Origin of the sequence: Nocardia asteroides, assembly GCF_900637185.1 — a bacterium.
Classification (GTDB): domain Bacteria; phylum Actinomycetota; class Actinomycetes; order Mycobacteriales; family Mycobacteriaceae; genus Nocardia; species Nocardia asteroides.
Genome location: NZ_LR134352.1, coordinates 1446846 through 1460022, shown reverse-complemented (window position 1 = coordinate 1460022; position 13177 = coordinate 1446846). Strand labels below are relative to the sequence as shown.

Sequence of the window (13177 nt, the reverse complement as noted above, 5' to 3'; positions counted from 1 at the left end):
CGCCCGGCCGGGCATGGTTGCCCGGAGTGCGGACCATCACACTCCGGCGGTCGGCACGATTCCGTCGAAACCCTTGACCTCGAGTTAGCTAGAGCTTTTAGCGTCGGTAGTCGAGGAAAGGAAATCGACTGTGACAACACTGGTTACGGGCGCGACCGGCAACACCGGCCGCCAGGTGGTCCGCGAACTCGTCGACCGCGGGGAGAAGGTCAAGGCGCTCACGCGCGATCCCGATGCCGCGCGCATCCTGTTCGGCCCGGAGGTGGAGCTGGTCACCGGCACCCACACCGCGCCCGCGACGCTCGACGACGCCTGGCACGGTGTCGACCGGCTGCACGTGACGGTCACCGCGGGCCTGGCCGACGTGGGTCAGGAGCTGATCAGCCGGGCCGTCGACGCGGGCGTGCGCCGCATCACCGTGGTCTGGGGCGGCGGCGTCGGGCCGGTGGAACGGGCCGTGGCCGAGTCCGGTGTGGAGTGGACGCGGCTGGAGCCGCAGGAGTTCATGTCGAACGCGCTCACCTGGCGGGAGACGATCCTGGCCGACGGCGTGGTCCGCGAGCCCTACGACCACCCGAGCGCGGTGGTCCACGAGGCCGATATCGGCGCGGTGGCGGCGGTGGCGCTGCTCGAGGAGGGCCATCAGGGCCGCGCCTACAACCTGACCGGGCCGGCGCCGCTCACCGTCACCGAGCGCATCGCGATCCTGGCCGAGGCGGCGGGCACGCCGATCGAGTTCGCCCGGATCACCCACCAGCAGGCCGTCGACCGGCTGCTGGCCACGGGCGTCTCGCGGGCCGACGCCGACTATGTGATCGGCTGGTACGCGGAGGCGAAGCCGGAGTCGTACACGGTGGATCCGACGGTCGAGCACGTGCTCGGCCGCCCGGCGCGCACCTTCGCGCAGTGGGCGGCCGAACACGGACACCGGTTCGCCCGGGCCTAGGAGCCGGGGCGGGTCAGCCCCACTGGCCGGGGACGTAGTCGCCCGCGGGGGTCCGGGCGATGGCGTTCATCCGGTTCCACGCGTTGATCATCGCGATGGCGGCGATCAGGGCGGCGGTCTGGTCGTCGTCGAAGTGCTTGCGCACGTGCTCCCAGGTCCCGTCGGTGACGTGGCCGCCGTCGGCGACGCGGGTCGCCTCCTCGGTCAGGGCGAGGGCGGCCCGCTCGGCCTCGGTGAAGACGGTGGCCTCGCGCCAGGCGGCGACCAGGTTCAGCCGGGTCGCCGACTCGCCCGCGTGTACGGCGTCCTTGAAGTGCATGTCGGTGCAGTAGCTGCAGCCGTTGATCTGCGAGGCGCGCAGCTTCACCAGCTCGTAGGTGGCCTTGTCCAGCGTGGAGTCGTCGATCACCTTGCTCGCCATGGTGAGTCGCTTGGCGAAGCTGGCGGCGACCGGGTTGCCGAAGAGGTTGAAGCGCGGTTCCATGATGGCTCCTTCGTCGTTCCGTGGGGTTCTACAGAGAGGACGACGGAGCCACCGCGCGTGTGACATCACCGAATGTGATGCCGGTCACCCGGTTTCAGATCAGGCCGCAGAGCTTCTCGGACAGCTCCCACAGCTCGGCCGCGACGGCGCGGTCCTTGGACGCGGCATTGCTGCCGCAGCGGGCCGGGTACCCGCGCAGGCCGAGCAGGCCGTCGGGGCCGTAGAAGGCGCCGGGCACGATGTCGGCGGTGGCCGCGAACAGGGTCGGCAGCGCGCCCTGCGCGGCGCTCTGGGCCAGCGTCCGGTTGCCCAGCCACATGATCGCGTCCTGGACGGACTCGGTGTGCGACATCAGTTCGGTGGCGGCGTAGCCGGGGTGCGCGGCCACCGAGACCACCGCGGAACCCTCACCGGCCAGCCTGCGCTGCAGCTCGTAGGCGAACATCAGATTGGCCAGCTTGGACTGGCCGTAGGCCAGCCAGCGGTCGTAGCGGCGGCGCTCCCAGTTGGGGTCGTCCAGGTCGATCCGGCCGACCCGGTGCGCGCCGCTGGAGACGGTGACGACGCGGTCGGTGATCCGGTCGAGCAGCAGGTTGGTGAGGGCGAAATGGCCCAGGTGGTTGGTGCCGAACTGCATCTCGAAGCCGTCGGCGGTGCGGCGCAGGGGCAGCGCCATCACGCCCGCGTTGTTGATCAGCACGTCGACGCGGTCGAGCGAGTCGGCGAAGGCACGGACCGAGTTCAGGTTGGCCAGGTCGAGCTCGCGGACCTCGGTCTCGCCCGGCAGACTCGCCGCGACCCGCTCCGCCTTGCCGGTATCTCGGCAGGCCAGGATCACCTGGGCGCCCGCGGCGGCGAGCGCGCGCGTGGTGGCGGCGCCTAAGCCACTGTTGGCTCCGGTGACGACGATGGTGCGGCCGGTCTGGTCGGGCAGGTTAGCGGTAGTCCACTTGCTCACCGGCGAAATTCTACGTCGACCTGGGAAAATCGCGAATCGACAAGAGCCGGTGCGTGGTTCGCACCGGCTCCGGACATCAGGACTGGGCCAGGATCTCCTCGTCGGTCATCGCCGCGACCTCGAGGTACATCGCGGCGACCGCGTCGAGCCTGCCCGTGGCGCCGGCCGCGGTCTCCCGCTCCAGCATCCGCGCGGCCAGCCCGGCGACGCCGCGGGCGGTGAACAGGTCGGCCACCACCGTGTCGGGCGCGTCGAGCCATTCGCGGACGCGGGCCACGGCGGTGGTGGCCAGCACCGAGTCGCCGCCGAGGGCGAAGAAGTCGTCGGTGACGCCGATCCGCTCGACTCCCAGCACCTCGCCGACGACCGCGGCGAGCGCGCGTTCCAGGTCGGTCCGCGGCGCGACGAACTCCGTCGCGGTCTCGCCGCGCTCGAGCACGGCGCGCACCGCCTTGCGGTCCGGCTTGGCGTTCGAGGTGAGCGGGAGTTCGGCGAGCAGCTCGAGCCGGGTCGGCACCATGTAGGCGGGCACCAGCTCGCCGGTGGCGGTCAGCACGGCGTCGGGGTCGAGGGCGGTGCCCGGGGTGGCGACGATCGCGGCGACGAGCTTCGGCGCGGCGGTGCCGACCACCGCGGCGACCGCGTGCCGGATGCCGGGCACCGCGCGCAGGGCGCTCTCCACCTCACCGAGTTCGACGCGGTAGCCGCGGATCTTCACCTGGTGATCGGCGCGGCCGAGGAATTCCAGGCCGCCGTCGGGCAGGTAGCGGGCCAGGTCGCCGGTGCGGTACCAGCGCAGACCCTCGTGGGTGACGAACCGGTCGGCGGTGCGCTCGGGATCGGCGCGATAGCCCGCGGCCACGCCGTCCCCACCGATCCACAGCTCACCGGTGACCCAGTCCGGGCAGTCGTTGCCCGCCGGGCCGACGACCCGGCACTGCACATTGCGCAGCGGGGTGCCGTAGGGCACCGCGCCCCACTCGGCCGGAACCTGTCCGCCGACGACCTCGCAGATGGTCGAGTGGATCGCGGTCTCGGTGGCGCCGCCGAGGCCGGCGAAGCGGCACTCCGGCGCCACCGCGGCCAGGCGCGCGGGCAGGGCCACGTCGACCCAGTCGCCGCCGAGGATCACCGTGCGCAGCGACGGCAGCGTCTCCCCCGCGGTCGCGGTGAGCAGCATGTCGAGCAGGCTCGGCACGCAGTTGAGCATCGAAACCCGGTGGCGGCGGATCAGTTCCACCCACCGGGCGGGGTCGGCGCGCTGGGTGTCGTCCACGGCGACGACCGCGCCGCCCACCGCGAGCAGGCCGAAGATGTCGTAGACGGAGAGGTCGAACTCCAGCGCCGACAGGGCCAGCGCGCGATCGCCCGCGCCGAGTCCGAAGCGCTCGTTCAGGTCGTCGATGGTGTTCATCGCGGCGCGATGCGGGACCTCGACGCCCTTGGGCTTGCCGGTGGAGCCGGAGGTGAACAGCACGTAGGCGATGTTCTCCGGATCGCCGAAGACGGGGCGTGCCAACGGTTCCGCGTGCTGGCGGGCCTCGGCCAGATCGATCGCGCGCGCGTCGGGGATCTGCGCGCCGCCGACGGTGAGCACCGCGACCGCGTCGGCGGTGCGCAGGATCTCCGCGCGGCGGGCGGCGGGCTGGTCGAAGCCGATCGGCACGTACACCGCGCCCGCCGCCAGCACACCGAGCACCGCGACGACCTGATCCGGCCCCTTGGGCAGCTGCACCGCGACCGAATCACCCGGCGCCACACCGGCTTCGCGCAGCGCGCCCGCGACGGCCAGCGCGTCGGCGGCCAGCTCGCCGTAGGTCAGCTGCCCGGCGGGCTCCCAGATCACCGCGGGTGCGGACGGGTTGGTCGCGGCATTGGCGAAGAAGCCGGTGTGCAGCAGGCCACCGCTGACCGGACCCGCCGTGGCATTGACCCGAGCCCGAGTCGCGGCCTGCTCCACGGGAATTCGCACCCCCGCCTCGGCCTGCCAGCCCGCGTGACCGAGCCGTTCGATGGCGTCGATGTAGCGGGTGAACATGGTCTCGACCATGCCGGCGGGGAAGGCCGATTCGCGGATGTCCCAGTTGAGCAGCAGGCCGCCGCGGACCTCGGTGATCTGCGCGTCGAGCAGCACCTGCGGGCCCTGCGAGATGATCCAGACCGGCTCGCCGAAGGTCTCGGTGACGGTGTCGGCGAACAGTTCGCCCAGGTTCAGCGCACTGGTGTAGACGATGGGCGCCAGCACCGGCTCGCCGCGGTGCCGGCCCAGGTCACGCAGCACCTCCAAGCCGGAGTACGCCGAGTGCGCGCCCGCCTCGTGCAGGCGCTGCTGCAGGGCCAGGGCCCGGTCGGCGACGGTGGCGGGCTCGGTGACGTCGACTTCGAGCAGCACCGAGGAGGTGAAGTCGCCGACGACGCCGTCGACCTGCGGGTGCACCGGTTCACGGTGGAACAGCGGCAGATTCAGCAGGAACCGGCGCTGCGCCGACCAGCCGCCGATGGTCTCGGCGAAGACCGAGGCCAGCGCCATGGCCGGGGTGATGCCGCGCGCGTGGGCGGCGTCGAACACCTGCACCTTGGCCTCCGGCGACAGCCAGCGGTGCAGGCGGACGGTCCGGCTGGGGTCGGCGATGTGCGGGGACTGCGGCAGTTCCGGCGAGCCGGGGAGTTCGCCCAGGCGGTCCTGCCACCAGGCGCGGTCGCGGGCGTGCTCGTCGCCGGTGCCCGCGGGGTGCTCGGCCAGGTACTGGCGGAAGGTGTAGTCCTGCGGCGGCAGCTGCTCACCGTGGTAGAGCCGGGCCAGGTCGGTGATGAGGACGCGGTAGCTCATCGCGTCGGCGGCGAGCATGTCGACATCGAGGTGCAGGCGGGTGCGGCCACCGGCCAACCGGGACAGCGCGATATCGATGACCTGGCCGTCCTGGACCGCCATGCGCTGATGGGTGCGCGCGGCGCGCAGTTCCTCGAGTCGCTGCTCCGCCTCCGCCACGGGCAGGCCGCGCAGGTCGGCGACGCTGTACACCGGGCGGCCGGGGCGGTCCATGGTCTGCTGGGTGCCGTCGGGCAGGAACCGGGTGCGCAGCATCGGATGACGGGCGAGCAGTTGCTCCACGGCCCGTTCCAGGCGTTCGGGATCGACCTCGGCGCCGTCGAATTCGACGTAGAGGTGCGCGGCGACGCCGCCGAGTTCCTGGCCGTCGGAGCGGCCGATCCAGTAGGCGTGCTGCATCGGGGCCAGCGCGAACGGGGTGCCGTCGTCCGGGACGATCACGGATTCGGTTGCGGGCGAATCGCTGTCGTCCGCGGGCGCGGCCGGCGCGCTCGGCTCGGCGGGCGGGTTCTCCGGATCGCCGCCGTTGAGCAGGGCGAACCACGCGTCGACGGTCGGATGCGCCGCGAGCAGCGCGAAGTTCACCGCGATGCCGCGCTTGCGCCAGCCGCCGGCGAGCTTCATGGTGCGGATCGAGTCGAGGCCGAGCTGGATGAGGTCGGTGGCGTCGGCCACCTCCTCGGGAGTGAGGTCGAGGTGGCGGGCGATCGCGGCACGGATCTCGGCACGGTCGATCACGACGCCGTCGGGTGCTGTGTCCATCTGCCGATTCACTCCTTGCTCGCCGTCCCTGTTCGAACGGATTCGGTACTGCCCGGCGGCAGCCTACTCCATTGAGATAGGGTTGCCTAACCTATGGAAGGTTACCCTGTCGCCTGGACCGCCGAACCGCGTTCCCGGCTCGCCAGGGCGGAGCACACCGCGGCGCCGGCCGCATCGAGACAGTGAGGCAGACGTGACGTCGACATCGGCCGCAAGCCACCGCGAGGGCTACGTCCCGTTCCCCGACGAGGCCGCGCGGGACTACCGCGCCGCGGGCTACTGGACCGGCCGCACCCTCGGCGACCTGCTGCGCGACTCCGCCCGCACCCAGCCGCAGCGCCCCGCCGTCCTCGGCGGCACCGGTCCGCAGACCTACGCCGAACTCGACGCGGCCGCCGACCGGATGGCGCACGGCCTGCTCGCCCTCGGCATCAACCCCGGCGACCGGGTGATCGTGCAGCTGCCGAACATCCCCGTCTTCGCCACCGCGCTGTTCGGCCTGCTGCGCGCGGGCATCATCCCGGTGCTCACCCTGCCCGCCCACCGCCGTGCCGAGATCGAGCACCTGGCCGCGCTGTCCGGCGCGGTGGCCTACCTGATCCCCGACACCCTGGGCGATTTCGACTACCGCGAGCTCGCCGCGACGGTGCGGGCGGCGGTGCCCTCGCTGCGCCACGTGCTGGTCGCCGGTGACCCGGGCGCCTTCACCGCGCTGGATTCGATCGCGCGCGACGGTGCTTCGCTGCCCGAGATCGACCCGGCCGAGATCGCGCTGATGCTGGTCTCCGGCGGCACCACCGGCCTGCCCAAGCTCATCGCCCGCACCCACGACGACTACGTCTACAACGCCACCGCGAGTGCCGAGGTCTGCGCGCTCACCGCCGACGACGTCTACCTGGCCGCGCTGCCCGCCGCGCACAACTTCCCGCTGGCCTGCCCCGGCATCCTCGGCACCGTCGCCACCGGCGGCGCGATCGCGTTCACCCTCGATCCGAGCCCGGAGGCCGCCTTCGCCGCGATCGAGCGGCACCAGGTCACCGTCACCGCGCTCGTCCCGCCGCTGGCCCAGCTCTGGAGCGCGGCGGTGGACTGGGAGGACGCGGATCTGAGTTCGCTGCGGCTGCTCCAGGTCGGCGGCGCCCGGCTGGCCGAGGTCAACGCCCGCGACGTGGAACCGGCACTGAACTGCCGGCTGCAGCAGGTGTTCGGCATGGCCGAGGGCCTGCTCAACTTCACCCGCCTCGACGATGACGACGAACTGATCTGCACCACCCAGGGCCGCCCGCTCTCCCCCGCCGACGAACTGCGCGTGGTCGACGCCGAGGGCGCGGACGTGGCGCCCGGCGAGGAGGGCGAACTGCTCACCCGCGGCCCCTACACCCTGCGCGGGTACTACCGCGCGCCCGAACACAACGCGCGCGCCTTCACCCCCGACGGCTTCTACCGCAGCGGCGATCTGGTGCGGCAGCTGCCCAGCGGGCACCTGGTGGTGAGCGGCCGGATCAAAGACGTGATCAACCGCGGCGGCGAGAACATCTCCTGCGACGAACTCGAGGAACACCTGCTCGCCCACCCCGCCGTCCGCCACGCCGCCGCCGTCGGCCTGCCCGACGCCGCCCTCGGCGAGAAGGCCTGCGTGGTCCTGGTCGTCACCGGCGAACTCCCCAGTTTGGGCGAACTCAAGCTCTTCCTCACCGAACGCGGCCTGGCCACCTACAAACTGCCCGACGTTGTCCGCCAAGCCGATTCCCTCCCGATCACCGCCGTCGGCAAGATCGACAAGAAGGCCCTGCGCGCCCTCCACGGCTGACCCCGCCCACGAAAACGGCGGCCCACCGAAACCGGTGGGCCGCCGTTCTGGTTCGGCCGGCAATCAGGCCTTGACGACGTAAGGCGCTACGCTGCCCAGCTTTTCGCAGGTCTCCTCGAACTCGCGTTCCGGGCGGGACTGGCCGACCACGCCGGCCCCCGCGCGCAGCCACGCGCCCTCGCCGGTCTGGTAGATCGCGCGCAGGACCAGGGTCGCCTCGAGTGCGCCGGTGGGGGAAACGCACACCACCGCACCGGAGTACAGGCCGCGCGGGTCGTGGTCGTTGCGGAAGACCGAGTCGACGCCCTCACGCTTGGGGATGCCGGAGGCGGTCACCGACGGGAACAGCACCTCGAGCGCGTCCCAGCTGGTGCGGTCGGGGGCCAGGGTGCCGCGCACGGTGGAAGCCAGGTGCTGCACGCTGCCGCGCTCGCGCACCGCCATGAAGTCGGAGACGGCGGGCGTGCCGGGGGTGGCGACCGCGGTGATCTCGGCGAAGGAGGTCTGCACCGAGATCGCGTGCTCCACGATCTCCTTGGGGTCGGCGAGCAGGTCGGCGCGGGCGGCGTCGTCGGCTTCGACGCCGAGGCCGAAGGCCCTGGTGCCCGCGAGCGGCTCGGTGGTGACGACGCGATCGTCGTCGACCGAGGCCACCAGTTCGGGGCTGAAGCCCGCGGCCTCGAGCCCGCCCAGGCGCAGCAGGAACGAGCGCGCCGGGGTGTTGTTGGCCCGGCCGAGGCGATAGGTGGCGGGCACGTCGACCGCGAAGGGCAGGTCGACCTTCCGCGACAGGATCACCTTCTGGTAGTCACCGGCATGGATCTCGGCGACCGCGGTGGCGACGCGACCCTGGTAGTCGGTGGGATCGGGGCGCACGTCCACCGGATGCGCGACCGGCAGTTCGGTGCCCTGCGACTCGGCGATCAGATCGTGGATGTCGCAGGCCTCGGCCGGGGTCGCACCACTGATCCGCACGCCGGAGGCGTCGATGCGCACCTCGATGCGCGGGATCATCAGGTGGGCCAGCGAGGTCAGCCGGTTGAGATAGCTGGTGGCCCGCAGCGAATAGGCGCAGAATTCGAACCCGATCCAGCCGAAGGCATTGCGGCCATCCAGTGGCAGTTCGGCCAGCGCGGCGTCCACCACCTGGGCGGGGCTGCCGGTCCACGCGCGGGCGGTGGTCTCGCCGCCCCACACCACCCGCAGTTCGCCCGCGTCGAGCTCGACGCTGCCCAGCGGATCCGCGGCGAACACCCATTCGCCGGGCTGCTCGTACATCACGTACTCACCGAACCGGTCGGCCGCTGCCAGGCGGGACATCGCTGCCGCCGGATCGGTCACATACTCCACCCGCACGGGCTGTTCCGTCGACGACAACGATCCTCCAAGGTAATGCTGACCTAACTTTCTCGGGTTAGGTTAGCATTACCTCGTGGATTGACCAGCCTCGATGCTGGGTATTCCGCACCACCATGTCCTGACGACACGGGCGCTGTGGTCGAAGTTCGATGCGCCGAGGCGGATCTGCCGCTTGAATGGAGAGATGATCGAGATCGGTGGGCGGCGCGGCCCGCGAACGGGACCCATGGCGGACTCGGTGGTCGCCCTGGTCGACGCGACCTCCGGCGTCGAACGCGAACTCATCGGCACCTGGATCGCCGAGGGCGGCCTGGCCCGCGACATCGGCTCCGACGCCCCGGTGACCCAGCTCGACCTGGACGCGAAGGCGATCACCAAACGCCTCGTCGGCAGGCACGACGACCCACTCGTGGTGCCGGTCCGGGTGCTGTGGCTGCCCCCGGAACGCGACGGCGTCCGCCGGGTGACCTTCGCCGACCTGGCCATGCTCACCAACCCGCGCAAACCCAACCGGCTGGTCCAGCGCAGGCTGCTGCGCACCGACCCCGACCGGCACCGGGTCCTGGTCGGCGCGCCCGCCCGGCTCAGCGAACTGCGCACCAACAATCCCGAGGCCGCCGCCCTGCTGCGGGCGGGCTCGGCCGATCCGTTCGCCAGGTCGGTGGTGCGCGCCGCCGTCGTCGCCCTGGAACGGGCCGAGCGCACCGTCATCGGCGACCGGTACAAGGTGCCGCAGCTGGTGGCCGAGGAGATCCTCGACTCCCCCGAGTTCCAGCGCAAACTCGACTACATCGCCGACGAGGTGGGCGCCAATCCCGACCAGATCTACCGCAACGCGGAGAAGGCGCTGCGCGAACTGGTCGCCGCGCAGAGCAGGCTGGTCTCGGACCTGTTCACCCAGGCCATGCGGCCGGTGCACGCCTCCACCTGGAAGGTCGACACCGACCTGCCCGGCCTGGACGGGCTGCGCAAACTCAACCGCAAGTACCCGCTGGTGTTCCTGCCCTCGCACCGCTCCTACGTCGACGCGTTCGTCCTCGGTGACGTGCTGGCGCGCAACGACTTCCCGCCCAATCACGTGATCGGCGGCGCGAACCTGAACTTCTGGCCGATGGGTCCGATCGCCCGGCGCACCGGCACGGTGTTCATCCGCCGCAGTTTCGGCGACGACGAGGTGTACAAGGCCGTCGTCGAGGAGTACTTCGCCTACCTGCTGGCCAAGCGCTTCAATATGGAGTGGTACTTCGAGGGCGGCCGCACGCGCACCGGCAAGCTGCGGCCACCGCGCTACGGTCTGCTCAATTACCTTGCCGCCGCGGTCCGTTCGCGGCGCGTCGAGGACGTGATGCTGGTGCCGGTCTCGATCACCTACGAACGTCTCAACGAGCTGGGCGCCATCGCCAGTGAACAATCCGGCGGCGCCAAGAAGCCGGAGGGCATCGGCTGGCTCGCCAGATACGTGCGCAGCCAGCAGCATTCGGCCGGACGGGTGTATGTGCGCTTCGGCGAGCCGCTGTCGGCGCGCGAGCGGCTCGGCGCGCACGGCGACCCGCTCGACCCGCGCCCGACGACCATCCCGCTGCGCGATACCAGCACCGGCGCCGCGAGCGTGCCCGACGAGTCCGAACTCGCCGAGAGCGAGCGCAAAGCCGTGCAGCGCTTGGCCTTCGACGTGGCGGTCGGCATCAACGAGGTCACCCCGATCACGGTGAACGCGCTGGTCACCCTGGCGCTGCTCGGGGTGGAGCGGGCGCTCACGCTGGGCCAGGTGCGCACGGTGGTGGATCCGGTGCTCGGCTACATCGCCCAGCGCGGTCTGCCCAGCGGCGAACTGTCGACCCTGCGCGACGAACAGGGCCTGCGGGTGGTGCTCGAGCAGCTGGCGCTGGCCGGGGTGGTCACCGTGTATCGCGGTGGGCTGGAACCGGTGTACGCGATCGAGGCGGGCGCGCACCTGGAGGCGGCCTTCTATCGCAACAGCGCGGTGCACTGGTTCGTCAACCGCGCCATCCTCGAACTGGCCGCGCTGACGGCGGTGGAGGAACCCGGCGACGACCCGCTGCGCTCGGCCTGGAAGGCCGCCTTCGGCCTGCGCGACATGCTCAAGTTCGAGTTCTTCTTCCCCGAGCGCCAGGAGTTCGCCGAGCAGATCATCGACGAGGTGCGGCTGATCGTGCCGGAGTGGGACGAGAACACTCCCGACGACCGGCTCGACCGCCAATTCCTCGGCGCGCTCACCGATTCCGGCTTCGTGATGGCGCATCGCGTGCTGCGCTCGTTCTTCGACGCGCAGCTGGTCGTCGCCGAGCGGCTGGCGGCCCGTGCGGCGGACGCGCAGATCGATCGCAAGGAGTTCATCGACGAGTGCGTGGCCGTCGGCAAGCAGATGCTGCTGCAACAGCGGCTGCATAGCCCCGAGTCGGTCTCCACCGAATTGTTCACCAGCGCCTGGAAACTGGCCGCCAATCATGGCCTGGTCGCACCCGCCACGCCCGGCGCGGAGGACGAACTCAGCGCGCGCAGGCAGGAATTCGCCGACGGGCTGCGCGATATCGGCGAGCGCATCGCCCGCGCGGCCAGCCTCGACCCGTCGAACCGGACGGCGATCTGATGGGCGGGCTCGCCGCCGCCCTGGCGGCCATCCGAACAGGTCCGCAGGGCCCGGGGGTCGCCGCGGTGTTCGACGTGGGCGGCACCGTCGTCGACGGGCTGCCCCGGCGCGGCCTGCCGAGCCGGATACTGCGGCGCGGCGACGCCCGCACGGCCGCTCTGCTCGGCGGCATCCGGCGCGGCGGCACCGACGGCGACTTCGGGCGCTTCCTCCAAGCCGTCGAGCGGACCTGGGCCGACCTGCCCGAGGCGGAACTGGAAGAACTGGGCCGCAAGGCTTTCCGTCAACAGATCTACGGCAGGCTGTTCCCGGAGGCCTGGCAGCTGGTGCGCGCGCACCAGCTGGCGGGACACACCCTCGTACTGGTCAGCGAGCTCACCCGGTTCCAGGTGCAGCCCATCGCCGAGCGGCTCGGTATCGACCATGTGCTGTGTACTCAGCTGGCCGTGGACGACGGCGTGCTGACCGGACAGCCCGACGGCGCACCGCTGTGGCGGGCCGAGAAGGCCGAGGCGGTAGTCGAATTCGCCGCCGCGGCCGAGGTGGAGATCGGCTATGTCTACGCCGACAGCATCACCGACCTCACCCTGCTCGACCTCGCCGACCTCCCGACCGTCATCGATCCCGACCCCGAGCTGGCTGCGGTCGCCACCGAACGGCACTGGCCCGCACTGACTTTCCGCCCCCGGCTCGCCCCGCGCCCGGTCGACTACCTGCGCACCGTCGCCGGTTTCGCCGCCCTGCTCGGCGGCGCGCTGGTGGGTGTGCTGCGCAAGTCGGTCACCGGCAGGCGGCAGGCGATGGCCGACGCGCTCATGCACGACGCCACCACCGCCACCCTGGCCGCGCTCGATGTGCGCCTGCGGGTGGTCGGCGCCGAGCACGCCCGCGCGCCCCGGCCCGCGGTGTTCCTGTTCAACCACCAGAGCCAGTTCGACGTGATCATCGTGCCCAAGGTCCTCGACGGCGCGGTCACCGGCATCGGCAAGAAGGAACTCGCGACCAACCCGCTGTTCGGGCCGCTCATGCGGTTCGTCGGCGTCACCTTCATCGACCGCACCGACACCGCGCGCGCCAAAGCCGCGCTCGCGCCGGTGGTCTCGACGCTGCGCGACGGACTCTCGATCGCGGTGGCCCCGGAGGGCACCCGGTCGTTCACACCGGGGGTCGGGCCGTTCAAGAAGGGCGCCTTCCACATCGCCATCCAGGCGGGTGTGCCGGTGATCCCGGTGGTCATCCGCAACGCCGGCGAGATCGCCTGGCGCGACTCCCCCATCGCGCGCTCCGGCGTCGTCGACGTGGCGGTGCTGCCCCCGATCGACGTCTCCGGCTGGGACCCCGCCGACATGGACGACGAGGTCGAAGGCGTCCGGCGGCTGTTCGAGGACACCCTGCTGGACTGGCCCGCGAGCTGAGT

8 protein-coding genes are annotated in these 13177 nt (G+C 71.5%); 4 read left to right on the top strand and 4 right to left on the bottom strand.

The window, feature by feature from the left end:
* Positions 1–130: 130 nt before the first annotated feature.
* Positions 131–946 (top strand): NAD(P)H-binding protein, encoded by an 816-nt coding sequence (locus EL493_RS07000; RefSeq protein WP_019044896.1) that lies wholly within the window; start codon positions 131–133, stop codon positions 944–946.
* 13 nt (positions 947–959) lie between these two features.
* On the opposite strand, the gene EL493_RS06995 is transcribed toward EL493_RS07000, so the two are convergent.
* From EL493_RS06995 to EL493_RS06985, 3 genes are all read right to left on the bottom strand, one after another.
* A complete protein-coding gene (locus EL493_RS06995) occupies positions 960–1430 on the bottom strand; it encodes a carboxymuconolactone decarboxylase family protein (protein WP_019044895.1) in 471 nt (156 codons plus the stop codon).
* 94 nt (positions 1431–1524) lie between these two features.
* On the bottom strand, positions 1525–2388 hold the full coding sequence (locus EL493_RS06990; protein WP_019044894.1) for an oxidoreductase: 864 nt from the start codon (positions 2386–2388) through the stop codon (positions 1525–1527).
* Positions 2389–2464: 76 nt separating this feature from the next.
* Positions 2465–5980 (bottom strand): non-ribosomal peptide synthetase, encoded by a 3516-nt coding sequence (locus EL493_RS06985; protein WP_019044893.1) that lies wholly within the window; start codon positions 5978–5980, stop codon positions 2465–2467.
* Positions 5981–6173: 193 nt separating this feature from the next.
* Here EL493_RS06985 and EL493_RS06980 point away from each other — a divergent pair, with 193 nt between their 5' ends.
* Complete coding sequence (locus tag EL493_RS06980) at positions 6174–7790, top strand: (2,3-dihydroxybenzoyl)adenylate synthase (RefSeq protein ID WP_019044892.1); 1617 nt, start codon at positions 6174–6176, stop codon at positions 7788–7790.
* Between the two features lie 63 nt (positions 7791–7853).
* Here the strand turns inward: EL493_RS06980 and EL493_RS06975 are convergent, their stop codons facing one another.
* Entirely contained in the window at positions 7854–9140 is a 1287-nt protein-coding gene (locus EL493_RS06975) for a salicylate synthase (RefSeq protein ID WP_019044891.1), read from the bottom strand.
* 193 nt (positions 9141–9333) lie between these two features.
* Here EL493_RS06975 and EL493_RS06970 point away from each other — a divergent pair, with 193 nt between their 5' ends.
* Positions 9334–11760: a glycerol-3-phosphate 1-O-acyltransferase gene (locus tag EL493_RS06970; protein WP_019044890.1), complete on the top strand. Its 2427-nt coding sequence runs from the start codon at positions 9334–9336 to the stop codon at positions 11758–11760.
* A complete protein-coding gene (locus tag EL493_RS06965) occupies positions 11760–13175 on the top strand; it encodes an HAD-IB family hydrolase (protein WP_019044889.1) in 1416 nt (471 codons plus the stop codon). Before EL493_RS06970 ends, EL493_RS06965 begins: the two co-directional genes overlap by 1 nt.
* The last annotated feature ends 2 nt before the right edge of the window (positions 13176–13177 follow it).